We start from the raw sequence: 24,265 nt of genomic DNA on the forward strand, positions 1-24,265 counted from the left end.
GCGACAACACCAAGGAGACAGACATGACAGACAAGCACGCCAACAACTACAAGACCCCGGTCGGCACGCCGTTTCGCCCCGCGTTCCCGGTGCGCACCCTCGCGGACATCCACCGGCTCGAAGCCACGCCGCTGGACCAGGCGGTCACGGTGCGCAGCACCTACGAGATCTTTCGCAACGCGGGCCATGCCTTCGGCGACAAGACGGCGCTGACCTTCCTGCGCACGGGCAACCCGGCCGACGAGCCGATCCGCTGGTCGTACGCCGAACTGCTCGCGCGCCTGCACCAGACCGCCAACCTGCTGCATGCGCTGGGCGTGGGGCCCGGCGACGCGGTGGCGGTGCTGCTGCCCGGCTGCCTGGAATACCACCTGGCGCTGTGGGGCGGCGAGGCCGCCGGCATCGTGCAGCCGCTGAACCCGCTGCTGACCGACGAGAAGCTGGTCGCGCTGATGACCGCCGCGCGCGCCAAGGTGCTGATCGCCTACGGCTCGGACAGCGAATCGGGCATGTGGTCGAAGGCGATGCGCCTGCGCGGCCAGGTGCCCACGCTGACCACCGTGCTGCGCGTGGCGCCGCACGACGAGGCGCCCGGCGCGGCGGGCGAACTCCCCGAGGGCGTGGCCGAGTTCGACGTGCTGCGCGCCGCGCAGCCGAACGACCACCTCGTGAGCGGGCGCGACATCGCCCCCACCGACATCGCGGCCTACTTCCACACCGGCGGCACCACGGGTGCGCCCAAGCTCGCGCGCCACAGCCACGGCGCGCAGGTGTTCACCGCCTGGGCCAGCGTGCAGGTCGCGGGCATGAACGAGAACGGCATCTCCATCAACGGCTACCCGCTGTTCCATGTGGCGGGCGTGTTGCCGGCGTCGCTGTCGGCGCTGTCGGCGGGCTTGGAGGTGATCATTCCCACGCCCTCGCTGCTGCGCAACAAGGAGGTGCTGGCCAACTACTGGAAGCTGGTGGCGAAGTACCGGCCCACCTCCCTGTCGGCGGTGCCCACGGTGCTGGCCGCGCTGGCCAACGTGCCGCTGGACGGCGCGGACATCTCGTCGATCACCTACTGCCGCACCGGCGCCGCGGTGCTCTCACCCGAACTGGCCGCGCGCTTCGAGCGCCTGTTCGGCCTGCATGTGCACGAGAGCCTGGGCATGACGGAGATGGCCGGCATCTCGACCATCACGCCGCCGGGCGTGAGCGGGCCCGCGGGCTGCGTGGGCTTTCGCCTGCCGTACATGCAGATGCGCGTGGTGGCGCTCGACGAGAACGGCAACGCCAGCGACCGCGAGATGCCGCCAGGCGAACAGGGCATGGTGCTGTTCAAGTCGCCCAACCTGTTCTCGGGCTTTGTGGACCCGGCCGACAACGCCAAGGCCTTCACGGCCGACGGCTGGCTCGCCACCGGCGACCTCGGCTGGATCGACAGCGAGGAGCGCCTGAACCTCACGGGCCGCTCGAAGGACCTGATCATTCGCAGCGGCCACAACATCGACCCCAAGACCATCGAGGACGCGCTGGGCGCGCACCCCGCCGTGCAGCTGTGCGCCGCCGTGGGCGCGCCCGATGCCTATGCGGGCGAGCTGCCGGTGATCTTCGCGACGCTGGTGCCCGGCGCCTCGGCGACCGAGGAAGAGCTGCTGGCCTTCACCGCCGGCCGCGTGGACGAGGCGCCCGCCCGGCCCAAGTGGGTGTCGGTGATCGAGGCCATGCCGATGACCAACGTCGGAAAGATCTACAAGCCCGAGCTGCGCGCCATGGCCGCGCGGCAGGTGGTGGCCGCGACGGTGGCCGAGGTGTGCGCCGCGCTCGGCGTGGGCGAGGCCGCGCGGCCCGTGGTGAAGACCGAAGGCGAAAGCCTGGTGCATGTGCAGATCGACGCCGCGGCGGCGGGTGCGCTGGCCGCGCCGCTGCAGGAACAGCTGCTCAAGGCGCTGGCGCCGTTGCCCTTCAAGACGCGCATCGCGCTGAAGTGACTTTTTTTATAACCAGAGACTGGAGACAAGCCATGACTGCACAACGCCCCAACCGCAGGGCCCTGCTTTGCGCCGCCTCGTCGGCCGCCGCGCTCTTTGCGTTGGCGCCCGCCCACGCGCAGGCGCCTTATCCGAACAAGCCGATCCGCCTGGTGGTTCCCTACCAGGCAGGCGGCGCAACCGACGTGCTGGCGCGCGTGCTGGGCCAGAAGATGTCGGCCGGCCTGGGCCAGCCCGTGCTCATCGACAACAAGCCGGGTGCGGCCGGCATCATCGGCACCGACGCGGTCGCCAAGTCGGCACCCGACGGCTACACCGTCGTCTTCTCGCTCAGCAACTCGCTGCTGACCAACGAGTTCCTCTACGACAAGCTGCCCTACGACACGCAGCGCGACCTCACGCTGGTCTACCAGGTCGCCATGGGACCGCTGGTGCTGGTGGTGCATCCGAGCGTGCCGGTGAAGACCGCGCCGGAACTCCTGAAGTACGTGGCCGCCAACAAGGGCAAGGTCGCCTACGGCTCGTACGGCGTGGGCGCCTACCCGCACCTGGCCGGCGCGCACATGAGCCTCACGCAGCAGGCCGACATGAACCACGTCGCCTACAAGGGCGAGGCGCCGATGATGCAGGACCTGATCGGCGGCCAGATCCAGATGGCCTATGCCAGCGCGCTGGTGGCCAAGCCGCACATCGAAGCGGGCAAGGTCAGGGCCATCGGCGTGAGCGGCGAGCGCCGCATGGCCGCGCTGCCCAACATACCCACCCTGGCCGAGCAAGGCCTGAAGGACGAGGCGTACAGCGTGACCGGCTGGCTCGCCTTCGCGGTGCCCGCCAAGACACCCAAGGCCATCGTGGACCGCATTGCCGACGAGGTGCGCAAGGCCTCGCAACAGCCCGAAGTGCGCGAGCGCATCGCCGCCATGGGTTTCGAAATCAAGGACAGCTCACCCGAACTCTTTGCCGCCGCCTGGAAGCAAGAGCGCCCGGTGTGGGAGCGCCTGATCAAGCAATCGGGCGCAAAGCTCGAGTGAACCTCATCCGATATCCGAAGGAGCAACCATGAAGATTCTTGTGCCCGTGAAGCGGGTCGTCGACTACAACGTCAAAGTGCGCGTGAAGAGCGACGGCACCGGGGTGGACATTGCCAACGTGAAGATGAGCATGAACCCGTTCGACGAGATCGCGGTCGAAGAGGCGGTTCGCCTGAAGGAAAAGGGCATCGTGACCGAAGTCATCGCCGTGTCCTGCGGCGATGCCAAGTGCCAGGAAACGCTGCGCACCGCGATGGCCATCGGTGCCGACCGCGGCATCCTGGTCGAGACCACCGAAGAACTGCAGCCGCTGGCCGTTGCCAAGCTGCTGAAGGCGCTGGTCGACAAGGAACAGCCCTCGCTGATCATCCTGGGCAAGCAGGCCATCGACGACGACGCCAACCAGACCGGCCAGATGCTGGCTGCGCTGGCCGACCTGCCGCAAGCCACCTTCGCCTCGAAGGTCGACCTGGCCGCCGACAAGGTCACCGTGTCGCGCGAAGTCGACGGCGGCATGGAAACGCTGACCCTCACGCTGCCGGCCGTCATCACGACCGACCTGCGCCTGAACGAGCCGCGCTACGTGACGCTGCCCAACATCATGAAGGCCAAGAAGAAGCAGCTCGATACCTTCAAGCCTGAAGACCTGGGCGTGGACGTGAAGCCCCGCCTGAAGACCCTGAAGGTGGCTGAGCCCCCGAAGCGCGGCGCAGGCATCAAGGTGCCCGACGTCGCAGCTCTGGTGGACAAACTGAAGAACGAAGCGAAGGTGATCTGAACATGACCGCACTTGCATCCCTTGTCGTGGCCGAACACGACCACGCCAGCATCAAGCCGGCAACCCTCAACACCGTGACTGCGGCCCTGGCTTGCGGTGGCGAAGTGCACGTTCTGGTTGCTGGCGCGAACGCTGCCGAAGCCGCCAAGGCCGCAGCCCAGATCGCAGGCGTGACCAAGGTCATCGCTGCGGACAGCCCGAGCCTGGCCGAGAACCTCGCTGAAAACGTCGCCGCTCAGGTGCTCGCCATCGCGGCGAACTACAGCCACATCCTGTTCCCCTCGACCGCCAACGGCAAGAACGTGGCGCCTCGCGTCGCCGCCAAGCTGGACGTGGCGCAGATCAGCGACATCACGAAGGTCGACAGCCCCGACACCTTCGAGCGCCCGATCTACGCCGGCAACGCCATCGCGACCGTGCAGAGCAGCGATGCCACCAAGGTGATCACGGTTCGCACGACCGGCTTCGATGCAGCAGCGGCCACCGGTGGCACTGCAACCGTCGAAACCGCTGAAGGCGTTGCAGACAGCGGCAAGAGCAGCTTCGTCGGCCGTGAAGTCACGAAGAGCGAACGCCCCGAGCTGACGGCCGCCAAGATCATCGTCTCCGGTGGCCGAGCCCTGGGCAGCGCCGAGAAGTTCACCGAAGTGATGGCGCCGCTCGCCGACAAGCTCAACGCAGGCCTGGGCGCCAGCCGCGCAGCCGTCGACGCGGGCTACGCGCCCAACGACTGGCAAGTGGGCCAGACCGGCAAGATCGTTGCGCCGCAGCTGTACATCGCAGCGGGCATCTCGGGCGCCATCCAGCACTTGGCCGGAATGAAGGACTCCAAGGTCATCGTCGCGATCAACAAGGACGAAGAAGCGCCGATCTTCAGCGTGGCCGACTACGGCCTCGTCGCCGACCTGTTCGTGGCCGTGCCCGAGCTGGTGAAGGCGCTGTAAGAGGCTGCGCCGATGAAGACCCGCATCACCGAGCTGCTCGGCATTCGCTACCCGATCATCCAGGGCGGCATGCAATGGGTGGGCCACGCCGAGCTGGCCTCGGCCGTGTCGAACGCCGGGGGCCTTGGCGTGCTCACGGCGCTGACGCAGCCCACGCCCGACGACCTGCGCCACGAGATCGCGCGCATGCGCACCATGACCGACAAGCCCTTCGGCGTGAACCTCACGATATTGCCGTCGGTGAAGCCGCCGCCGTACGCCGAGTACGTGCAGGCCATCATCGACAGCGGCGTGAAGATCGTGGAGACCGCGGGCAACAGCCCGAAGGACTTCATCGAGGCGCTGAAACGCCATGACGTGAAGATCGTGCACAAGTGCACCTCGGTGCGCCATGCGCTGTCGGCCGAACGCAATGGCGTGGACGCGGTGTCGGTCGACGGCTTCGAGTGCGCGGGCCATCCGGGCGAGGACGACGTGCCCGGCCTGGTGCTGCTGCCGATTGCGGCGCGCAAGCTGCGCATTCCGATCATCGCGTCGGGCGGCATTGCCGACGGGCGCGGCATGGCCGCCGCGCTGGCGCTGGGCGCCGAGGGCATCAACATGGGCACGCGCTTCTGCGTGACGCAGGAAGCGCCCATTCACGACAACATCAAGCAGGCGCTGGTCGACGCGACCGAGCGCGACACGAAGCTGATGTTTCGCACCATGCGCAACACCGCGCGCGTGTTCCGCAACGCCATCTCCGAAGAGGTGGTGGCGATGGAGAACCGCGCGGGCGGCTGCGAGTTCGAAGAGGTGCGCCCGCTGGTCGCTGGTGCGCGCGGCAAGGCGGCGCTGGCGTCAGGCGAGGTGCAGAACGGCGTGGTGTCGGCGGGCCAGTGCATCGGGTTAATCGACGACATTCCGACCTGCGCGGAATTGCTCGAACGCATGGTGCGCGAGTGCCGCGAGCATCTGGACCGGGCGCGGTCCTGGATGGACTGAGTCTTTCTTGCTCGCGTCCGGGGGGCGCGCAGGCCGACGGGGTACCTTGCTCCGCGAATGTCCCCCGGCCTTCGGCCTCCTCCTTTATTTCGCTGCGCAAGGCACCCCATCGGCCTGTGCGTTCAGCGCGGTTGCGCACTAAGACCGCACGGCCCCTGAGGCACGCGCGCGGCGCATTGCGGAAGCTGCATTTGTTGGCGATTGCCGAGACTTCGTGCGGCAAGAAACGGCCACTGCGCCAGCGCTCTTCTCTAAAGTGGATGCCCCTGTCACTCGATATCCCACCAAGGGAAGAAGAAAGGCGCAACACACCCACCCACTGGAATGTATGAAGGCTGCTTGCCTCGCGGCAGGTTGTCGGTGCGAAAGCAGCGATGCAGATGCGAGGTATCAAAAGGCGACGGCCAGGGTGTTACGAGCACCCCGACCGTCTAACCAAAGAAGTGCACTTACCTCTAAAGGAACGCACAAAAATGGCTACCAAGACTATAGCCCGGCCTCGTACGCCCGGAGCTTCCGAAGACAACGCCCAAGACCCGGCGGATCGTCTCGAAAACACCCTCTCCCAACTCGAAGCGCTCCTGTGGGTCTGCCACGGGGAAGACATCGACTGGTGCAGCGGCAGCGGACCTCGACAACTGGACAACCTGCTCTGGCTTGCGGCTGAACTGGCGCGCAAGGCTGGGGAGCTATTTCAGTTGAATGAGAAGGCGCGACACAGGGCGCCTGAGACTGGCGGGTAGCGGCTGGTCTGCGGGCTGCGAGCTTCGCGGCCCGCTTGGGGAACAGGTCTTTTTGGGTGCGATGTCATGTCCGAAAGCGCTAAATTTCGTACATGTCCGCCGCCGCCCTCACTAGTCGAGCCACTTGGCCTGCAGTCCCAATCGCCTTGCCTAGCCGCAGGTGTGCCTAAAGCGACGAGCCGCCTACGGCGCGGGTAATCCCGGGCCGAGTGGGCTACGAAGGCGCCCGTAAGCTTCTCTGCCACTGTTTTTGAGGAGCGTAGACATTCTTCCGCTCACAAGCCGAGCCGCTTTCGATCCTTGCGATAGAACTTCACAGCGGCCAGGAGCGAAAGACCAAGGACTCCCCAAGCTCCTTTTTCGTACCGACGCAAGATTCCATCGCGTATCACCTCAACGAGGGGCGGTGGAATGCTCTTCAGTTCCATGTGCTCGGTTGCGTATGCGCCTCCGATCATTAGCCCCGCGAAGAAGACGAGGCCGACGACTAAGATGGCCTGGGTCCGTTTTGAGTACGCAAAGACGTACAAGAACTCTGTGAGCATCGCTTCTCCGTTACTGGCTGAAACGCAAGGTTAGTCTATTGGGGCCTTGTCGATACACGCGCCGCGAAGCCACTAGGCCACGCTCTGCAGCCTTACTTTGACCAGTTTTTGTCAGAACAGGTCACCGCTCCTAAGAACACCGAATCCCTGGGGATTCAGCAGCCTCGCAGTGCGTGGGCTAACGTGCAAATCACCTGTCACTTGAACAGGTTGCTTCGCTCTGTGAGCGGCAATGGCTTCGAGATATTCATCGTTACCCAGCTCGACCATTACATTCTTCTCGGAATCCGTGATCGTCGTTGCGATGGTGACGGTGCCGCTCTCATCACCCGGACGCCGGTCGAGGCGCTTAACGAGCCCGACAATTAGCCGACCCAATAGGACATAGTTGTCCTTGTAATACTCAGAAGCCGCAGCAATCGTGGCAACCTTGGCAGGCTCAAAGAGAAACGTTAGTGGGAGCTGATGACTCATGTCATTGCCCGAAGGTGAGATGGAAATCTCGAAGCCACGTTGGCGCTGACTACCGCTTAGGCCGACAAGTGCGTCACACATGTTTGCGCTTGCGCCCCTTTGCACAGCGGCATCAAAAACGCTTAGGTCTGCCCCGGTCTCGTACTCGTTGGAGGCTGTGCTGAGCGCGTTTAGGCCGGATGCCAAGTTTTCACTGACGACGCTGGCAAACGATGCCAACGGGATCGAAGTCTGGTCAACACGGGCCGGTCCCGCTGGCGCGATCACATTGACGACGTAACTGCCGATTTCGGTTTGGCCCAAGCGGAGCGACGCGAGGTATTGAGCAGCTTCAGGCGGTCGCGATCCGGCAAAGTGACGACGCTTTGAGAGAGTGGACATGACCGCCGACGCCATCAGATCGCGGGCCTTCTGATTGAGCAGCACCCCATCCTCGAGAGGTATCGAGCCATCTTCTACGTCATCATGAAAGACCCGCACTCGAATCGAATCAGCAAGGGTTCCCGCGACTGTCTTCGCCACGTCAATCGCGGTTCGCCCTTCAAAGGAACCAATCGCAGACACGGCGTCCGCCATGCGCTCAAAGAAGTCTTTGGCGACGGTCGATATCGGCGCCAGGACTTCAGCCTCAACCAATTCTGGCTCTGGTCGGTGCCATACCGACGCGAACTTTCCGAACGCGCCGTCGTCCCGCCATCCACTTTGGGACAGATAGGTGCTGAGCTGATGCGGCCGAAGTTCGGCGATCTGTCGCCGCAGTTGCTCGCGTTCATTTCTGGACCGCTCTTCACGGATCACGCAGGCTCTCCCTGACTCGCAAGCGAGAGCAGTTCGCGCAAGGATGCCGTGGTGAGGCGTTGCCCTAAGGGGATATCCACGTTGACGGTCGCAGTATTGGCAGTCTCCGGAAGACCACGAAGCGATACCCAATAGCAATCGTTGAGAAGTGCCATGTGGTCCGCGTTGTGCTGAATCCAGGCAGCGTCATCTTGCGGCACCCGCATCACGGCAAGGTAACGCGGCATCATCAGATCAGTGGCCCGTAGGTCGTTGTAGTTTTTGACGGGCAGAGCGAACTTGATAGCGCCGTCCGCAACGTTTGCCACAGCAGTGCATTTGAGCTGCAATTGAATTGTCGGATTTCTCCAAACACCGCCGGGCCAGTTCTTCGCGCTGAGTTGCACGTCAACGCTGTCGTCATCAACGTCTGGGCGGCTTGGATTGAGGCCTGCTTGTGCCGCCATCGCGTAGATATACGCCACGTTGAACTGCTCCATGCGCTGGGTCAGATGCATAGGAGGCGCTCAGACTAGGGCTGCAGATGGTTCATGCCCGAAGTATCCAACAGCCTGTAACGATTAGTCTGCGTCGGCTGCGATGGTAAACCCTTGCATTGGACGCTGACCGCATTCAAACGACACGCGTCGCGGCAGCATCTGGGGACTCGTCACCTCAATCGCATCAGCCGCTATGAGGACGTGACCATGAGCAACATGCTCGCACCAGAACGCTAAGCGCCCTTCTCTCGCAACGACCTGACCTTCCGATGCAGGTTGTATCGGATGAAGCCTGGCTTCTGGGACTCGCGTTTCAGGTAACCGACCCAGATGCTCAACGCGCCTTCCTTGGGCAATCCATCCAGAGCGCTCAGCACGTCATCGACTTGCTCGACAGACCATTGATGGCTTTGCGCCTCGTTCTTGAACTCCTGCTCCCATGGACTCCAGCCAGGATCTTCAAACGACGCTGGATTTAGGCCACCGCCCGGCTTACGCACCATGTGGAGGGCGAGCATTGGCCAGCCGGCTACGAAGGAGGCGGCGTCAATTCGCGAGCAGACTTGACCCATTGCGCGAGCATAGGCATCACCTTTAAGGCCCAAGAGCGTCGCTGCTACGGCATACCCAACGATTGGCGGCTCTTTCGCTTCGACTCGGTCGCGTATCAGCTTCAAGAGGTTTCTGGCATGTATGTGCTGTGCGTCCATAGCTCCCCTCGGTGTCTGGAAATGTGGGCAAGCAGTATCGGGTACTCCAGTGCACCTTTGGCACTGTGTCAACCCGGAGCGCCCGGCGCACCTGACGCAGTGCAGTCTCCCTAAGGAAAGCGCTCAAAACGGGGCGGTTCGATGCTTGACCAGTACGCACGCGTCCAAGCGCGGGGCCGAAGCCATTGAGCAACCGCGATGGAACTCCACTACCGCGTCTGAAGCAGCTAGGCAGATCGCCTGCATCGACTGCCGCAACCAGTCTGAAGCGAACACAGAGCACAGTCATGCCAGCGACAACCGCAGGCGACACCAGCCCCTCTGACTTCTGTTTATCCACTGCCCGTCTCTCACAAAGACTCAGTGGGATGCCCCCACTCCCATCTGCAATCCGCCGCAGCCGTCGAACCACCAACCCCACAGCCGCACTCACCGTGCGCAGGGCGTCGGGTACTCCCCGCAGCGAAATAAAGGAGGAGGCCGCAGGCCGGGGGACATTCGCGGAGGGGAGTACCCGGCGGCCTGTGCACACGCCCCGAAAGCCGCCCTGAAAAGGCCAACCAGCTAAGGAAACCCCCGATGCATGAGTGGTCATCGACCCCCTAGCATCGATGGCTGTTTCCCTGTCGAGGTGTACGGAACGCGTCCCGGCGTCCGCCCGGTGACATGGCGTTCTTGCCTCACTGACCTTCTGCGATGACAACACCACCCGAGTCCGGCCCCACGCTGGACGCCGCCAGCCCCCTCCCCCCCGACATCGAAGCCGCCGACGAACCGACCAAGGTTCCCCTTGCCATCGAGGACTGGCTCACCGTCCTCATCATGGGCGCGCTGGCGCTCATCACCTTCGCCAACGTGCTGGTGCGCTACTTCACCGATTCGTCCTTCGCGTGGACCGAAGAGTTCTCGGTGTTCCTCATGATCATGCTGGCGCTGGTGGCCGGCTCGGCGGCGGTGGCGCGCGACCGGCACATTCGCATCGAGTACTTCTCGGAGAGCGGCTCCATGGCGCGGCGCAAGCGGCTGGCGCAGTTCGGCGCGCTGATGATCGCCATTCTGTTCACGCTCATCGGCACGCTCAGCATCCGCATGGTGTGGGACGACTACCGCTTCGAGGAGACCACGCCGGGCATCGGGCTGCCGGCCTGGTGGTACTCCATGTGGCTGCCGATCGTGTCGTATGCGATCGCGCTGCGCGCGGTGGGCCTCATGGTGCGCCGCGGCCGCAAGACCAACTACGCCTCCGACAGCAAGGGCGACGCCAAGTGATCGCCACGCTGCTCTTTGTCGCCTTCGTCGCGATGATGCTGGTGGGCGTGCCCATCGGCGCCGCACTGGGCCTGGCGGGCGCCGCCTGCATCGCGCTGGCCAACGGCGACGCCCAGTGGTTCGGCCTGCTGGCCGTGCCGCAGAACTTCTACGCGGGCCTGGGCAAGTACCCGCTGCTGGCCATTCCGATGTTCGTGCTGGTCGGCTCCATCTTCGACCGCTCGGGCGTAGCGCTGCGGCTGGTCAACTTCGCAATTGCCATCGTGGGCCGCGGCCCCGGCATGCTGCCGCTGGTGGCGATTGCGGTGGCGATGTTCCTGGGCGGCATCTCGGGCTCGGGCCCGGCCAATGCCGCGGCCGTGGGCGCGGTGATGATCGCGGCCATGTCGCGCGCGGGCTACCCTGCCGCCTTCTCGGCCAGCGTGGTGGGCGCCGCGGCGGCCACCGACATCCTGATTCCGCCGTCGGTCGCGTTCATCGTGTACTCGGTGCTGGTGCCCGGCGCCTCGGTGCCGGCGCTGTTCGCGGCCGGCATGATCCCGGGCGTGATGGCCGGCCTGGCGCTGATGATTCCGGCCGTGCTGCTGGCCCGCAAGCACAAGATGGGCGCGCTCGAATCGACGCTGCCGCGCCCGCCGTTCTGGAAGAGCTTTCGCGAAGCGACCTGGGGGCTGGCCGCGCCAGTGCTGATCTTGGGCGGCATGCGCGCGGGCTGGTTCACGCCGACCGAAGCCGCGGTGGTGGCGGTGTTCTACGGCCTGTTCGTGGGCATGTGCATCCACCGCACGATCAAGGTGCGCGACCTGTTCGTGATCTTGCGCGAGTCGGGTGAGCTGTCGGCGGTGATCCTGCTGGTGGTGTCGCTCGCGGGCATCTTCGCGTACTCGTTGTCGACGCTGGGCATCATCGACCCGGTGACGCGCGCCATCGTGAACTCGGGGCTGGGCGAGTACGGCATCCTGTCGCTGCTGATCCTGCTGCTGATCACCGTGGGCATGTTTCTGGACGGCGTGTCGATCTTCCTGATCTTCGTGCCGCTGCTGCTGCCCATCGTGCAGTACTACAAATGGGACCCGGTGTGGTTCGGCGTGATCCTCACGCTGAAGGTGGCGCTGGGCCAGTTCACGCCGCCGCTGGCGGTGAACCTGATGGTGTCTTGCCGCATCGCCAAGGTGCGCATGGAAGAAACCGTGCGCTGGGTGGGCTGGATGCTGTTCTCGATGTTCGTGGTGATGGTCCTGGTCATCATCTTCCCCGAGCTGGCCTTGTGGCTGCCGAGGAAGCTGGGCTATTGACGCGTGGCCGACAGCCCCGGCCAAAGATTTCAGTGCCCGGTTCAGTTCAACACAACAAGGAGACCTTTCATGAAATTCCGCCGCACCCTGCTCGGCCTTGCCGCCGCAGCCACCGCCCTCGGCATGTTCTCGACCGGCGCCATGGCGCAGGCCGCCTACAAGCCCGAATACAAGATGTCGCTGGTGCTCGGCCCGCCCACGCCCTGGGGCCAGGCCGGGAAGATCTGGGCCGACATGGTGAAGGAGCGCACCCAGGGGCGCATCAACATCAAGCTGTACCCCGGCGTGTCGCTGATCCAGGGCGACCAGACGCGCGAGTTCAGCGCGCTGCGCCAGGGCGTGATCGACATGGCCGTGGGCTCGACCATCAACTGGTCGCCGCAGGTCAAGCAGCTCAACCTGTTCTCCATGCCCTTCCTGATGCCCGACTACGCGGCCATCGACGCGCTCACGCAGGGCGAGGTCGGCAAGGACATGTTCAAGACGCTGGAGAAGGCCGGCGTGGTGCCGCTCGCCTGGGGTGAGAACGGCTTTCGCGAAATCACCAACTCGAAGAAGCCCATCAAGTCGCCGGCCGACATCAAGGGCATGAAGATCCGCGTGGTGGGCTCGCCCATCTACTCCGACATGTTCACCGCACTGGGCGCCAACCCCACCCAGATGAGCTGGGCAGACGCACAGCCCGCGCTCGCCAGCGGCGCGGTCGACGGCCAGGAGAACCCGCTGTTCCTGTTCACGGTGCTCAAGATGCAGACCGTGGGCCAGAAGTTCGTCACCACCTGGGGCTACGTGGCCGACCCGCTGGTGTTCGTGGTCAACAAGGAAATCTGGGCCTCGTGGACGCCGGCCGACCAGGCCATCGTGCGCCAGGCGGCCATCGATGCGGGCAAGGAAGAAATCGTCATCGCGCGCAAGGGCCTGGTGGAAGCCGACAAGCCCGTGCTGAAGGACATCGCCGGCATGGGCGTGACGGTGACCAGCCTCACGCCGGCCGAGCGCGACGCGTTCGTGAAGGCGACGCGGCCGGTGTACGACAAGTGGAAGTCGACCGTGGGCGCGGACCTGGTGGCCAAGGCCGAGCAGGCGATCGCGGCGCGCAAGAAGTAAGCGGGTTTCTTCGCTGTGCAGCGGGCGCGTCAGGCGCCGTAGCCGCCTTCGCGGTAGCGGCTCGGGTTTGCGCCCGCCACTTTCTTCATCAGGCGCCTGAGCGCGGTGGCGTCCTGGTAACCCACGGCGCAGGCCACCTGCTCCACCGTCATGCGGCTGCCTTCGAGCAGCGCGCGGGCGCGCCGCAACCGCACGCCCTGCACCAGGGCCTGCGTGCTCTTGCCGGTGGCCTTCTGGATGTGGCGCGCCAGCGTGCGTGGCGACATGCAGAACTCGCTCGCCAGCACGCTCACGGCGGGCGCATCCGGCAGGGCCGATTCCACTCTTGCGGCGAGCCGCGCCACCAGGTCGTTGCCGTTGGCCAGCAACTCCGCCGCGATGAACGGCGCCTGCGCCTGGCGCCCGTCGATCAGCAGCGTGCGCGAGACCAGGTCGGTCAGCGCACTGCCGCAGCGCTCGCGCAGCAGGTGCAGCATGAGATCGGTCTGCGCGAATGCGGCGCCCGCGGTGACCACGGGGCCGTCGGCGCAGACCATGCGGTCGGCGTCGACCGTGCAGCCGGGCGACATGCGCGCGAGCAAGGGCGCGTACCACCATGAGGTGGTGGCGCGGCGGCCTTCGAGCAGCCCTGCGGCGTTCAGCAGGAACACCGCGGAGCACGATGCGGCAACCTGTCCGCCCGCCTTCACGTGGCGCACGAGGCCTTTGACGGCCTGGGCGGCATCGTCGCTCTCCAGGCACTGGCGAATCTCGCCCGGCGTGTTCAGGCCGAGCCCCGGCACCACCCATGTCGAACGGTCGTCACGCGGCCTCGCGGGCAGGCGCGCGGTGTCCAGGCTCATGCCGGCCTGCAGCCGCACCGGGCCGCCCTGCACCGAGCACACGCGCCAGCGCGGCGGCGCCACGCCGGCACGGGCGGCCACGGCCTGCGCGGCGCCCAGGATGTCGAGCGTGATCGCCACGCTGGAGTTGAAGGCGCCGGGCAGCACCAGGACAGTGAAATCGTGCATGCAAAAGTGCTTGGCGGATAAGGCCCGAAAGCAGTCGAATCAGACACTGCCATTCTGGCTGTGCGAACGGCCCAATACAAGCTCCATCCGCTTCCTTCAGGCCCCGCATGCCCACCATCCTCGTGAAGATTCCCCATGGCTCGTTTCCCGGCGAAAGCCGTGGCGCCCTGGTCCGCAAGATCAATGAAGCCGCTGCAGCAGCCGAACAGATGCCCGACGAGCCCCGCGCGCGGCGCCTGTGCTGGGTGCTGGTCGACGAGCTCGCGGCCGGTGCGTGGACCTGCGGCGGCGCCGACGTGAGTGCGCAACTTCTGCCCTGCACGGCGCTGGCCTGCGTGCCGGCCGGCGTGCTCGACGATGCATCGCGCGCCGCGTTCGTGTCGGGCATGCACGCCGCGTTCGAGGAGGCGTTGCCTTCTGACGACGTGCGCCGCCTTTCCACCTCGGTGGTCATCCACGAGGTGGCTGACGGCGCCTGGGGCGTGGGCGGCGGCGTCTGGCGGCTGCCCGACTTCGCGCGCGCCGCGGGATATGCGCACCTGCAGCATCTGGTCCACCCGGCACACGCCGCATGAACACGAGGAGAAGACCCATGGCACCGACCCGCAACCTGAACGAAGACGACCCGCTCGACGACTTCACCTCGCGCCCCATCACCCTGGACGGCATCGAGAAGAAGGTCTACCTCACCGGCCGGGGCCCCGCCGTGATCGTGATGACCGAGATGCCCGGCATCAGCCCGCACGTGGCGCGCTTCGCCCGCTGGGTGCGCGACGCGGGCTTCACGGTCTACATGCCCTCGCTGTTCGGCCGCGACGGCGCGGTGCCGCAGGCAGAGGAAGGCACCGCCGTGTTCAAGCGCGCCTGCGTGAGCGCCGAGTTCCGCGCCTTCGCGTCGAACGCTTCGAGCCCCGTCACGCAATGGCTGCGCGCACTCGCGCGGCTGGCGCACGAAGAGTGCGGCGGCCCGGGCGTGGGCGCGATCGGCATGTGCTTCACCGGCAACTTCGCGCTCTCGATGATGATGGAGCCCGCCATGCTCGCACCGGTGGTGTGCCAGCCTTCGCTGCCGCTGGACGACCCGGCAGGAATGAACGTGGCGCCCGACGAACTGGCCGCCGTGCGGCAGCGCCTGGCGCGCGAAGACCTCACGGTGATGGCCTATCGCTTCGACGGCGACAGGTTCTGCAAGGCGGAGCGCTTCGCGGCGTTCTCGCAGGCGCTGGGCGAGCGCTTCGTCGCGCGCGTGCTGCCCGACAGCGCGGCCAATCCCGACACGCCGCCCTTCTTCGCGAAGCTGGTGGCCAGCCCGCACAGCGTGGTAACGGCGCACCTGGTCGACGAGGCCGGCCAGCCGACGCTGGCGGCGCGCGACGAGATCCTGGCGTTCTTCGCGCGGCGACTGCGGGGCGGGCGCTGACGATCGCGCGGGCTCTGGCAGACTTGCCCGCCAAGGAGCCCGCCATGCCATCGAACCCGTCCGTCGACACCGCCCCGCACACCCTCGTCATCGACACCGATCCCGGTGCCGACGACGTGATCGCGCTGCTCTTCGCCATGGCGGCGCCGCACGCGCTGAAGATCCAGGCGCTGACGACGGTGGCCGGCAACGTGCCGCTGGCCAAGACCTCGCGCAACGCGCGCCTGGCTTGCGAATGGGCCGGGCGGCCGGAGATTCCGGTGTACGCAGGCGCCGAGCGGCCATTGCGGCGCACGCCGATCTACGCGGCCAACATCCACGGCAAGGAAGGCCTCACGGGGGTCGACGTGTACGAGCCCGCCGCGCCGCCGGCCGAAGGCCACGCGGTCGACTACCTGGTTCGCATGCTGCGCGCGGCGCCGGAGAACAGCGTGACGCTCGCCATGCTCGGCCCGCAGACCAACCTCGCTCTTGCGCTGGAACAGGCGCCCGACATCGTGCGCGGCCTGCGCGAGCTCATGCTCATGGCCGGCGCGCACTTCAACGGCGGCAACATCACGCCGGTGGCCGAGTTCAACGTGTTCGCCGACCCGCATGCGGCAGAGGCCGTGCTGCAAAGCGGTGTGCCCATCACCATGCTGCCGCTGGACGTGACGCACAAGATATTGACGAGCGACGAACGCATCGCGCGCCTGCGCGGCCTGGGCAACCGGGCCGGCGCCATCGTTGCGGACATCCTGGACGCCTATGCGCCGCAGGAGATGAAGCACTACGACATGCCCGGCGGGCCGGTGCACGACGCCACCGTCACCGCCTACCTGCTGCAGCCTTCGCTGTTCCGCGGCAAGCGCATCCATGTGGAGATCGACAGCCGCGAGGGCATGGGCTTCGGGCAGACGGTGGCCGACTGGTACGGCAGCCTGCGCCGCACACCCAACGTGAACTGGATCGTCGACGGCGACGCGCAGGGCTTCTTCGACCTGCTGACGGAACACATCGCGCGGCTGCCCTGAACACCGGCGCGCGCGCATGAAAAAAGCCACGCTGCAAAACAGCGTGGCTTTGTTTTGTGTGTGCAGCAGCGAAATCAGTGCTGCAGGATCTTGTTGAGGAAGTCCTTGGTGCGCGGCTGGCGGTTCTCCGGGTGGCTGAAGAACTCGTCCTTCGGGCAGTCTTCCAGGATCTTGCCGCCCACGTCGATGAAGATCACGCGGCTGGCCACCTTGCGGGCGAAGGCCATTTCGTGCGTGACCACCATCATGGTCATGCCTTCCTTGGCCAGGGCCACCATGACGTCGAGCACTTCGCCGACCATTTCGGGGTCGAGCGCCGAGGTGGGCTCGTCGAACAGCATCACGATCGGGTCCATCGACAGCGCGCGCGCAATGGCCACGCGCTGCTGCTGGCCACCCGACAGCTGGCCCGGGAACTTGTCCTTGTGCGCCATCAGGCCCACGCGGTCGAGCATCTTCAGGCCGCGGGTCTTGGCTTCGTCGGGCGTGCGGCCCAGCACCTTGATCTGCGCGATCGTGAGGTTCTCGGTCACCGACAGGTGCGGGAACAGCTCGAAGTGCTGGAACACCATGCCGACCTTGGAGCGCAGCTTGGGCAGGTTGGTCTTGGGGTCGTGCAGCGGAATGCCGTTGACGGTGATCTCGCCCTTCTGGAAGGGCTCGAGCGCGTTCACGGTCTTGATGAGGGTGGACTTGCCCGAGCCCGAAGGCCCGCACACCACCACCACGTCGCCCTTGGAGATGCTCACCGAACAATCGTTGAGCACCTGCACCGGGCCGTACCACTTCGATACGTTCTTGATTTCAATCATTTTTTCGGACATTTGTTTCTCTCCGGTTCAGCACTCAGGTCAGCGAATGATGGCGATTTTCTTGTGCAGGCGCTTCACCAGCCAGGAAAGGGCGTAGCACATGACAAAGTAAACGACAGCGGCCAGCAGGTAGGCCTCGATCGGACGGCCGAAGTTCTTGCCGGCGGTTTCGAAGCCCTTGAGCATGTCGTAGGCACCGATGGCGTAGACCAGCGAGGTGTCCTGGAACAGGATGATGGTCTGCGTGAGCAGCACCGGCAGCATGTTGCGGAAGGCCTGCGGCAGCACCACCAGGCGCATGTTCTGCCCGTAGGTCATGCCGACCGCCTGGCCGGCGTTCACCTGGCCGCGCGGGATCGACTGGATGCCCGCGCGCATGATCTCGCTGAAGTAGGCGGCCTCGAACGCGACGAAGGTGATCACGGCCGAGATTTCGGAGCGGTAGTTGGAGCCCACCGAGCCGAACAGCGAATAGAACGACGCCGGCACCAGCAGGAAGAACCACAGGATCACCATCACCAGCGGAATGCTGCGCATGCCGTTGACGTAGATGGCGGCCGGGGTGTCGAGCCACTTCTTGCCCGACAGGCGCATGAGCGCCAGCAGGGTGCCGAAGATCACGCCGCCGATCGTGGCCACCACCGTCAGCATGATGCTGAAGTAGAAGCCCTTGACGACGAAGTTGCTGATGACGTCCCAGTTGTAGAAGGACAGGTCGAGATTCATCATGTCAGTGTCCTCCGCCGCCGGCGCTGGCCGAGACGATGAAGCCCGGCACGCGGGTCTTCTTCTCGATGAAGGCCATCAAGCGGTTGATGATCAGGGCCGACACCACGTAGCACGCCGTCACCGCAAGGTAGACCTCGATGCCGCGCGAGGTTTCTTCCTGCGCCTGCATGGCGAACATGGTGAGTTCGGTGACCGACACGGCGAACGCGACGGACGAGTTCTTGAAGATGTTCATCGTCTCGCTGGTGAGCGGCGGGATGATGATGCGGTAGGCCATCGGCAGGATCACGTAGCGGTAGTACTGCACCGTGGTGAAGCCCACCGCCATGCCCGCGTAGCGTTGCCCCTTGGGCAGCGCCTGGATGCCCGAGCGCACCTGCTCCGCGATACGCGCCGAAGTGAAGAAGCCCAGCGCCAGCACCACGAGGATGAAGCTCGGAACGCCCTTCATGACCGGAACGAGCGCCGGAATCACGTGATACCAGAGGAAGATCTGCACCAGCAACGGGATGTTGCGGAACAGCTCCACCCACGCATTGCCCAGGCGCACGAGCCATGGGTTGTCAGGCAGCGTGCGGATGATGCCGACGAGGGAGCCCAGCACGAGCGCCACGATCAGCGCCAGCAGCGCAACCGACACCGTCCAGCCCCAGGCCGACAGCATCCATTGCAGGTAAGTCGGGTAGTCCCCCCCGGGGTCTTGCAGGAAGACCTGCCAATCCCAGTTGCCCATGTTCATTCACTCCTTCAGCTCTTGGAAAACCTGTCCCTTGAAAAGAAACGCCCACCGCGAAAGGTGGGCGTCATTCATGCAGCGACGCGCCGCTTATTCCTTGGTGACGTACTCTTCAGCCGGCTTGTCGTTCGGGTTGGCCCAAGCGTTCTTGGTGGCTTCGCCCAGCGGCAGGTTGATGGTCACGTTGGCCGGGGGAATCGGCTTCAGGAACCACTTGTCGTACAGCTTGGTCAGCTCGCCCGACTTGGCCTGCGCCTTGATGCTGTCGTCCACGGCCTTCTTGAAGGCGGGGTCGTCCTTGCGGATCATGATGGCGATGGGTTCCACGGCCAGCACGTCGTTCAGGATCTTGTAGTCCTTGGGTGCCTTGGACTTGGCGGCCAGCGAAGCCAGGATCGAGCCGTCCATCACGAAGGCGTCGGCACGGCCGGTTTCCAGCAGCAGGAAGCTGTCGGAGTGGTCCTTGCCGTAGACCTCCTTGAAGGTCAGGTTCTCGGCGCGCTTTTGCTTGCGCACGGTCTGCAGCGGCGTGGTGCCGGTGGTGGTGGCAACCGTCTTGTCCTTCAGGTCGGCCAGCGAGTTGATGCCCGAATTGGCCTTGACGATGATCTTGGTTTCTTCGACGTAGGTGGTCACGCCGAAAGCCACGTCCTTCTGGCGGGTGGCGTTGTTGGTGGTGGAGCCGCACTCGATGTCCACGGTGCCGTTCTGAACCAGCGGAATGCGGTTCTGCGAGGTGACGGGCTGGTACTTGACTTCGAGCTTCTTGCCGGCGGCCTTCTCGAGGTCCTTGATGATGTTGGCGCAGACGTCGTAGTGGAAGCCGGTGTACTGGCCGTTGCCCAACGTGTACGACAGGCCGGAGGATTCACGCACACCTTCGGTGATGACGCCCGATGCCTTGATCTTGGCGAGGGTGTCATTGGCTTGTGCCAGAGCGCCGCCGGCGGCCAGCGCCGCGATTGCCAATGCCAATACTTGTTTCTTCATACGGTAAAACTCCTGAGGGTGACGTAAACAGATACAACGAAATTCTAGACACTCACATTTTGCGTGATACCCGGACCAACCCGGTGCATCGACGCCTAATCTGCACCATGCAAGCGCATGCGCGTGTCGGCATGGTGCGATCCTGCCTCCTGGCATTGTCTGACTTTCACTAAGCAGCCTTTGTGCCCGACGCCGTTCCGTGCGCTTCCCCGGGCGCGGTACCCGAGGGTTCGGCCGCGGGCGGAACCGGGGCCGCCGACAGGCGCACGGGCTGCGTGAGGTTCTCGGGCACGAGCAGCGCCTCCATTTCGGCGCGCGTCATGATGCCCAGCGACTCGGCGACCAGGTCGATCGGCCCGCCGGTGGCCAGCGCGGTCTTGGCGATGAGCGCAGCTTTCTCGTAGCCGATGAGCGGGTTGAGCGCGGTGACCAGCGTGACCGACTCGCGCACCCTCTTGGCCAGGAACTCGCGGTTGGCCTCGATGCCCTCAACGCAGTTCGTCTGCAGCGTGGCGCAAGCATTGGCCAGGTGCTTGATGCTCTTGAACAGGCTCCAGCCCATGATCGGCTCGAAGGCGTTGAGCTGCAGCTGGCCGGCCTCCGACGCCATGGTCACGGTGATGTCGTTGCCGATGACCTCGAAGGCCACCTGGTTCATGACTTCCGGAATCACGGGGTTGACCTTGCCCGGCATGATCGACGAACCCGCCTGGCGCGCCGGCAGCCGGATCTCGCCGAAGCCGGCCTGCGGGCCGCTGGACAGAAGGCGCAGGTCGTTGCAGGTCTTGCTGAGCTTGGTGGCCACGCGCTTGAGCACGCCCGACAGCTGCACGAAGGCGCCCGTGTCCTGCGTGGCCTCGATGAGGTTGGCCGCCTGCTTGAGCGGCACGCCGGTCTGTTCGGCGAGGTATTGGCAGGCCAGGTTGGCGTAGCCGTGCGGCGCGTTGATGCCGGTGCCGATGGCGGTGGCGCCGAGGTTGATTTCCTCAATGAGCGCGCGCGCCTCGCCCAGGCGGGCCTCGTCCTCGCCGATCATGATCGCGTAGGTCAGGAACTCCTGGCCCAGCGTCATGGGCACGGCGTCCTGCAGCTGGGTGCGGCCGATCTTGAGGACGTCCTTGAACTCCAGCGCCTTGGCCTCGAAGCTGCGCCGCAGCGACGCCATGGCCTCCAGCAGCCGCCCGATGGCGAACCACAGCGCCAGGCGCACGGCCGTGGGGTACACGTCGTTGGTGCTCTGCGAGGCGTTCACGTGGTCGTTGGGGTGCAGCACGTCGTAGCGGCCCTTCTCGTGGCCCAGCTTTTCCAGCGCGAGGTTGCAGATGACCTCGTTGGCGTTCATGTTGGTCGAGGTGCCGGCCCCGCCCTGGATGACGTCGACCACGAACTCGTTGAGCAGCTTGCCTTCGATGAGGTCCTCGCAAGCCAGGATGATGGCCGCGGCGCGGTCGCGGTCGATGGCGCCCAGGTCGGCATTGGCGCGGGTGGCGGCCTTCTTCACGAAGGCCAGCGCCCGCACCAGGTCGGGCATGGCCGAGATGCGGGTGCCGGAGATGGCGAAGTTCTCGACCGCCCGCGCCGTGTGCACGCCCCAGTAGGCGACCGCAGGAATCTGCTTCTCGCCGAGGAAGTCGCGTTCGGTCCTGAAATTGGTGCTCATACAGGTTCCCCGGCTAAAAAAAAGCACGCGTGGAACGCGTGCCGAAGATGTGCTTGTGACAGCGGCGAAAAAGCTGCCGCGACTGTAGTGGCGCCCGGCCCGAGGCGCCAATGCCGTATGCGGGGTGCGCCATGCATGGCATTCATAGATTGTGCAGTGCACCAATGCCGTGGGTCGTCAGCCCGGTGGCTGCGTGCCGACCAGGTACGACCACAGCGCGTCGGCTGTGCGCTTGGGCTGCAGGCCGGTGGCGGCCGTGGTGGCCGTGGTGCCTGCGGCCGCCTTGGCGGCGCGGCCGGTGCCGGTCTTCACCGGCGCCGGGGCGCCGGGACGCTCCCGGTAGGCGCGGATTTCCATCGTCGCCTCGAGGCTGTCGATCTCCGGGGGCAGCGCGCTCACCAGCTTGCGTGCCTTGATTTCCTTGCGCACCGCGCTCTGCGGCAGGAAGGCGATGCCGTGGCCTTCGAGCGCCATCACCTTCAGGCCCTCGGCCATGTCGGTTTCGTAGACCCGGTCGAGGTGGATGGCGGTGCCCGACTCCTTCAGCAGCTGGTCGACCACGCGGCCCAGGTAGGCGCCCGGCGCATAGCCCAGGTACGGCAGCGGCTGGCCGGGACGGCCCGGCAAGCGGTAGCGCGGCGCGCCGTCGGCATCGGCCTTGACCCAGGGGGCCACGGTTTCCTCGCCCAGGCTGACCATCTCGTACTTGTTGGCGTCCAGCTGCAGCGGCTGCGAGGGGTGGTGATAGGCAATCAGCAGGTCGCAGCTGCCCTCCACCAGGCGCAGCACGGCGTCGTGCACGTTGAGCGCGATGAGCCGGCTCTTGATCGGCCCGAAGTGCTCGCGCAGGCTGGTCACCCAGGAGGGAAAGAAGGTGAATGCCAGCGTGTGCGGCACGGCGATCTCGATCACGTCCTGCCCTGCGGCCGAATGGCCGCGCAGCATGGCGCGGGTGCTCTGCAGCGACTGCAGCATCTCGATGGCCTGGCTGTAGAGCGTCTGGCCCGCCGGCGTGAGGCGCGTGGGGTAGGAGCTGCGGTCGACCAGGTCGGTGCCGGCCCAGCCCTCGAGCGCCTGGATGCGGCGCGAGAACGCCGGCTGGGTCACGTGCCGGAGCTGGGCCGAGCGGCTGAAGCTGCGGGTTTCAGCCAGGCTGATGAAGTCTTCTAGCCACTTTGTTTCCATGAGTGACGATTATGCGAGCGCCGCGCCATACTGAACGCCCCCTCCTTTTTCGCATTCGCCATGCCTTCTGCCGACGACCTGCTCGCCCTCACGGCGACCGAACTTTCCCGCCGCATCGCATCGCGCGACGTGTCCTGCCGCGAAGTGATGCAGGCCTCGCTGGCGCGCATCGAGGCGCTGAACCCGCGCTTCAACGCCATCGTGTCGCTGCGCGATCCGGCGCAACTGCTGGCCGAAGCCGACGCGCGCGACGCCGAGCTGGCGCGCGGCGAGCGCCGCGGCTGGATGCACGGTTTTCCGCTGGCCGTGAAAGACCTGAGCCACGCCGCCGGCCTGCCGACCTCGATGGGCTCGCCGCTGTCGCCGCGTTCGCCGTCGCGCACCGACAGCCTGCACGTGGCGCGCGCCCGCGCGGCCGGGGCGGTGGTCATCGGCAAGACCAACACGCCCGAGTTCGGGCTCGGCTCGCACACCTACAACCCGGTGTTCGGCATCACGCGCAACGCCTGGGCGCCGGACCGCAGCGCGGGCGGCAGCAGCGGCGGCGCCGCGGTGGCGCTGGCCCTGGGCATGCTGCCGGTGGCGGACGGCAGCGACATGATGGGGTCGCTGCGCAACCCGGCCGCCTTCAACAACGTGATCGGCATGCGGCCCTCGCGCGGGCGCGTGCCCGGCAACCCCGACGACGAGCTGTTCTTCCAGCAGCTGGGCACCGACGGCCCGATGGCGCGCACGGTGGAAGACGCGGCGCGGTTGCTGGCGGTGCAGGCGGGCTTCGACGCGCGCGTGCCGCTGTCTTCGCCCCAGGCCCTGCCCTCGCCCGACGCGCTGCGGCTGGAGGGCGACGGCAAGGGTCTGCGCATCGGCTGGCTCGGCAGCATCTGGCCCGACCTGCCGCTGGCGCCCGGCATCCGCGAACTCGGCGAGAAGGCGCTCGACACCTTCCGCACCATCGGCTGCGAAGTCGAGCCCTGCACGCTCGACGTGCCGCGCGCGCACAACTGGAGCGCCTGGCTGCGGCTGCGGCAGTTGCTGGTGGGCGGCAAGCTGGGCGCGTACCTGAGCGACCCCGCGCTGTTCGCGCAGCTCAAGCCCGAGGCGCAATGGGAAATCGAACAGAGCCGCCACCTGGATGCGGCCTCGCTGTACCAGGCCTCGCTGTACCGCTCGAACGTGTACCGGGCATTCGTCAAGCTGTTCGAGCGCTTCGACTTCGTGGTGGCGCCGACGGCGCAGGTGTTTCCGTTCGATGCCGCGCTGCACTGGCCCACCGAGGTGGACGGCGTGAAGAGCGACACCTACCACCGCTGGATGGAGATCGTCACGCCGTTCACGCTGGCGGGCTTGCCGACGCTGAACGTGCGCGCCGGGTTCGGCGAGGGCGGACTGCCGATGGGGCTGCAGCTCGCGGGGCCGATTCATGCGGACCTGGACGTGCTGCGGCTGGGGCATGCGTATGACCAGGCGTGCGGATGGGCGTCGCACCGCCCGCCCGCATTGGATTGACTCCCTCCCCCGCTGGGGGAAGGCTGGGATGGGGGCGGGCAGGGCGCCCAGTGGATGCGCCGCGTGCCCCC

At 65.9% G+C, this 24,265-nt stretch carries 23 protein-coding genes; 13 read left to right on the forward strand and 10 right to left on the reverse strand.

Annotation, left to right across the window (positions count from 1 at the left end; translation table 11 throughout):
- Positions 1-23 precede the first annotated feature (23 nt).
- From AC0IYU_RS31820 to AC0IYU_RS31845, 6 genes are all read left to right on the forward strand, one after another.
- On the forward strand, positions 24-1,976 hold the full coding sequence (locus AC0IYU_RS31820) for an acyl-CoA synthetase (protein WP_472125519.1): 1,953 nt from the start codon (positions 24-26) through the stop codon (positions 1,974-1,976).
- A 32-nt stretch (positions 1,977-2,008) separates the two neighbouring features.
- Positions 2,009-3,007, forward strand: a complete 999-nt coding sequence (locus AC0IYU_RS31825) for a Bug family tripartite tricarboxylate transporter substrate binding protein (RefSeq protein ID WP_472125522.1) — start codon at positions 2,009-2,011, stop codon at positions 3,005-3,007.
- A gap of 28 nt (positions 3,008-3,035) precedes the next feature.
- Positions 3,036-3,785: an electron transfer flavoprotein subunit beta/FixA family protein gene (locus AC0IYU_RS31830; protein WP_472125525.1), complete on the forward strand. Its 750-nt coding sequence runs from the start codon at positions 3,036-3,038 to the stop codon at positions 3,783-3,785.
- Positions 3,786-3,787: 2 nt separating this feature from the next.
- Complete coding sequence (locus AC0IYU_RS31835) at positions 3,788-4,729, forward strand: electron transfer flavoprotein subunit alpha/FixB family protein (RefSeq protein WP_472125528.1); 942 nt, start codon at positions 3,788-3,790, stop codon at positions 4,727-4,729.
- A 12-nt stretch (positions 4,730-4,741) separates the two neighbouring features.
- Complete coding sequence (locus tag AC0IYU_RS31840) at positions 4,742-5,713, forward strand: NAD(P)H-dependent flavin oxidoreductase (protein ID WP_435486312.1); 972 nt, start codon at positions 4,742-4,744, stop codon at positions 5,711-5,713.
- 473 nt (positions 5,714-6,186) lie between these two features.
- Entirely contained in the window at positions 6,187-6,456 is a 270-nt protein-coding gene (locus AC0IYU_RS31845) for a hypothetical protein (RefSeq protein WP_472125530.1), read from the forward strand.
- 656 nt (positions 6,457-7,112) lie between these two features.
- Here the strand turns inward: AC0IYU_RS31845 and AC0IYU_RS31850 are convergent.
- From AC0IYU_RS31850 to AC0IYU_RS31860, 3 genes are all read right to left on the reverse strand, one after another.
- Positions 7,113-8,273, reverse strand: coding sequence for a hypothetical protein (locus tag AC0IYU_RS31850; RefSeq protein WP_472125532.1), 1,161 nt, complete (start codon positions 8,271-8,273; stop codon positions 7,113-7,115).
- The gene (locus AC0IYU_RS31855) at positions 8,270-8,770 is read right to left on the reverse strand and encodes a DUF4365 domain-containing protein (protein WP_472125535.1); all 501 of its coding nucleotides are present in this window, start codon (positions 8,768-8,770) and stop codon (positions 8,270-8,272) included. Before AC0IYU_RS31855 ends, AC0IYU_RS31850 begins: the two co-directional genes overlap by 4 nt.
- A 215-nt stretch (positions 8,771-8,985) precedes the next feature.
- Positions 8,986-9,462, reverse strand: coding sequence for a hypothetical protein (locus AC0IYU_RS31860; protein WP_472125537.1), 477 nt, complete (start codon positions 9,460-9,462; stop codon positions 8,986-8,988).
- 696 nt (positions 9,463-10,158) lie between these two features.
- Here AC0IYU_RS31860 and AC0IYU_RS31865 point away from each other — a divergent pair.
- From AC0IYU_RS31865 to AC0IYU_RS31875, 3 genes are all read left to right on the forward strand, one after another.
- Positions 10,159-10,731, forward strand: coding sequence for a TRAP transporter small permease (locus AC0IYU_RS31865; protein ID WP_435437966.1), 573 nt, complete (start codon positions 10,159-10,161; stop codon positions 10,729-10,731).
- Positions 10,728-12,026 carry a TRAP transporter large permease gene (locus AC0IYU_RS31870; RefSeq protein ID WP_472125540.1) on the forward strand — a complete coding sequence of 433 codons (1,299 nt, stop codon included), beginning with the start codon at positions 10,728-10,730 and terminating at the stop codon, positions 12,024-12,026. Before AC0IYU_RS31865 ends, AC0IYU_RS31870 begins: the two co-directional genes overlap by 4 nt.
- Before the next feature lie 69 nt (positions 12,027-12,095).
- The gene (locus AC0IYU_RS31875; RefSeq protein WP_435486316.1) at positions 12,096-13,133 is read left to right on the forward strand and encodes a DctP family TRAP transporter solute-binding subunit; all 1,038 of its coding nucleotides are present in this window, start codon (positions 12,096-12,098) and stop codon (positions 13,131-13,133) included.
- A gap of 29 nt (positions 13,134-13,162) precedes the next feature.
- On the opposite strand, the gene AC0IYU_RS31880 is transcribed toward AC0IYU_RS31875, so the two are convergent.
- On the reverse strand, positions 13,163-14,143 hold the full coding sequence (locus tag AC0IYU_RS31880) for a GlxA family transcriptional regulator (RefSeq protein WP_472125543.1): 981 nt from the start codon (positions 14,141-14,143) through the stop codon (positions 13,163-13,165).
- A gap of 107 nt (positions 14,144-14,250) precedes the next feature.
- Between AC0IYU_RS31880 and AC0IYU_RS31885 the strand changes: the two genes are divergently transcribed.
- Genes AC0IYU_RS31885 through AC0IYU_RS31895 form a run of 3 tightly spaced genes read left to right on the forward strand, consistent with a single transcriptional unit; the run spans position 14,251 to position 16,576 of the window.
- Positions 14,251-14,718 carry a tautomerase gene (locus AC0IYU_RS31885; RefSeq protein ID WP_472125546.1) on the forward strand — a complete coding sequence of 156 codons (468 nt, stop codon included), beginning with the start codon at positions 14,251-14,253 and terminating at the stop codon, positions 14,716-14,718.
- A 17-nt stretch (positions 14,719-14,735) separates the two neighbouring features.
- Positions 14,736-15,563 (forward strand): dienelactone hydrolase family protein, encoded by an 828-nt coding sequence (locus AC0IYU_RS31890; RefSeq protein ID WP_472125549.1) that lies wholly within the window; start codon positions 14,736-14,738, stop codon positions 15,561-15,563.
- 44 nt (positions 15,564-15,607) lie between these two features.
- Entirely contained in the window at positions 15,608-16,576 is a 969-nt protein-coding gene (locus tag AC0IYU_RS31895; RefSeq protein WP_472125551.1) for a nucleoside hydrolase, read from the forward strand.
- Between the two features lie 74 nt (positions 16,577-16,650).
- On the opposite strand, the gene AC0IYU_RS31900 is transcribed toward AC0IYU_RS31895, so the two are convergent.
- The 6 genes from AC0IYU_RS31900 to AC0IYU_RS31925 form a co-directional block, all read right to left on the reverse strand.
- Positions 16,651-17,388 carry an amino acid ABC transporter ATP-binding protein gene (locus AC0IYU_RS31900; protein ID WP_435486461.1) on the reverse strand — a complete coding sequence of 246 codons (738 nt, stop codon included), beginning with the start codon at positions 17,386-17,388 and terminating at the stop codon, positions 16,651-16,653.
- A 39-nt stretch (positions 17,389-17,427) separates the two neighbouring features.
- The gene (locus tag AC0IYU_RS31905; protein WP_435486318.1) at positions 17,428-18,117 is read right to left on the reverse strand and encodes an amino acid ABC transporter permease; all 690 of its coding nucleotides are present in this window, start codon (positions 18,115-18,117) and stop codon (positions 17,428-17,430) included.
- 1 nt (position 18,118) lies between these two features.
- Positions 18,119-18,850 (reverse strand): amino acid ABC transporter permease, encoded by a 732-nt coding sequence (locus AC0IYU_RS31910; RefSeq protein ID WP_472125554.1) that lies wholly within the window; start codon positions 18,848-18,850, stop codon positions 18,119-18,121.
- Positions 18,851-18,943: 93 nt separating this feature from the next.
- Complete coding sequence (locus AC0IYU_RS31915; protein WP_435486320.1) at positions 18,944-19,843, reverse strand: amino acid ABC transporter substrate-binding protein; 900 nt, start codon at positions 19,841-19,843, stop codon at positions 18,944-18,946.
- Between the two features lie 169 nt (positions 19,844-20,012).
- Positions 20,013-21,503 (reverse strand): aspartate ammonia-lyase, encoded by a 1,491-nt coding sequence (locus AC0IYU_RS31920; RefSeq protein ID WP_472125557.1) that lies wholly within the window; start codon positions 21,501-21,503, stop codon positions 20,013-20,015.
- A 177-nt stretch (positions 21,504-21,680) separates the two neighbouring features.
- Positions 21,681-22,688, reverse strand: coding sequence for a LysR substrate-binding domain-containing protein (locus AC0IYU_RS31925; RefSeq protein WP_472125560.1), 1,008 nt, complete (start codon positions 22,686-22,688; stop codon positions 21,681-21,683).
- A 60-nt stretch (positions 22,689-22,748) separates the two neighbouring features.
- Here AC0IYU_RS31925 and AC0IYU_RS31930 point away from each other — a divergent pair, with 60 nt between their 5' ends.
- Positions 22,749-24,194 carry an amidase gene (locus tag AC0IYU_RS31930; RefSeq protein ID WP_472125563.1) on the forward strand — a complete coding sequence of 482 codons (1,446 nt, stop codon included), beginning with the start codon at positions 22,749-22,751 and terminating at the stop codon, positions 24,192-24,194.
- The last annotated feature ends 71 nt before the right edge of the window (positions 24,195-24,265 follow it).

It is taken from the genome of Variovorax sp. AC103 (assembly GCF_979254005.1).

Coding starts and splice junctions, on each gene's coding strand:
- AC0IYU_RS31820 (WP_472125519.1), top strand. CDS start 24: ATGACAGACAAGCACGCCAACAACTACAAGACCCCGGTCGGCACGCCG.
- AC0IYU_RS31925 (WP_472125560.1), bottom strand. CDS start 22,688: ATGGAAACAAAGTGGCTAGAAGACTTCATCAGCCTGGCTGAAACCCGC.
- AC0IYU_RS31835 (WP_472125528.1), top strand. CDS start 3,788: ATGACCGCACTTGCATCCCTTGTCGTGGCCGAACACGACCACGCCAGC.
- AC0IYU_RS31890 (WP_472125549.1), top strand. CDS start 14,736: ATGGCACCGACCCGCAACCTGAACGAAGACGACCCGCTCGACGACTTC.
- AC0IYU_RS31855 (WP_472125535.1), bottom strand. CDS start 8,770: ATGCATCTGACCCAGCGCATGGAGCAGTTCAACGTGGCGTATATCTAC.
- AC0IYU_RS31920 (WP_472125557.1), bottom strand. CDS start 21,503: ATGAGCACCAATTTCAGGACCGAACGCGACTTCCTCGGCGAGAAGCAG.
- AC0IYU_RS31905 (WP_435486318.1), bottom strand. CDS start 18,117: ATGATGAATCTCGACCTGTCCTTCTACAACTGGGACGTCATCAGCAAC.
- AC0IYU_RS31885 (WP_472125546.1), top strand. CDS start 14,251: ATGCCCACCATCCTCGTGAAGATTCCCCATGGCTCGTTTCCCGGCGAA.
- AC0IYU_RS31860 (WP_472125537.1), bottom strand. CDS start 9,462: ATGGACGCACAGCACATACATGCCAGAAACCTCTTGAAGCTGATACGC.
- AC0IYU_RS31825 (WP_472125522.1), top strand. CDS start 2,009: ATGACTGCACAACGCCCCAACCGCAGGGCCCTGCTTTGCGCCGCCTCG.
- AC0IYU_RS31915 (WP_435486320.1), bottom strand. CDS start 19,843: ATGAAGAAACAAGTATTGGCATTGGCAATCGCGGCGCTGGCCGCCGGC.
- AC0IYU_RS31865 (WP_435437966.1), top strand. CDS start 10,159: ATGACAACACCACCCGAGTCCGGCCCCACGCTGGACGCCGCCAGCCCC.
- AC0IYU_RS31845 (WP_472125530.1), top strand. CDS start 6,187: ATGGCTACCAAGACTATAGCCCGGCCTCGTACGCCCGGAGCTTCCGAA.
- AC0IYU_RS31930 (WP_472125563.1), top strand. CDS start 22,749: ATGCCTTCTGCCGACGACCTGCTCGCCCTCACGGCGACCGAACTTTCC.
- AC0IYU_RS31875 (WP_435486316.1), top strand. CDS start 12,096: ATGAAATTCCGCCGCACCCTGCTCGGCCTTGCCGCCGCAGCCACCGCC.
- AC0IYU_RS31895 (WP_472125551.1), top strand. CDS start 15,608: ATGCCATCGAACCCGTCCGTCGACACCGCCCCGCACACCCTCGTCATC.
- AC0IYU_RS31900 (WP_435486461.1), bottom strand. CDS start 17,388: ATGATTGAAATCAAGAACGTATCGAAGTGGTACGGCCCGGTGCAGGTG.
- AC0IYU_RS31830 (WP_472125525.1), top strand. CDS start 3,036: ATGAAGATTCTTGTGCCCGTGAAGCGGGTCGTCGACTACAACGTCAAA.
- AC0IYU_RS31840 (WP_435486312.1), top strand. CDS start 4,742: ATGAAGACCCGCATCACCGAGCTGCTCGGCATTCGCTACCCGATCATC.
- AC0IYU_RS31880 (WP_472125543.1), bottom strand. CDS start 14,143: ATGCACGATTTCACTGTCCTGGTGCTGCCCGGCGCCTTCAACTCCAGC.
- AC0IYU_RS31910 (WP_472125554.1), bottom strand. CDS start 18,850: ATGGGCAACTGGGATTGGCAGGTCTTCCTGCAAGACCCCGGGGGGGAC.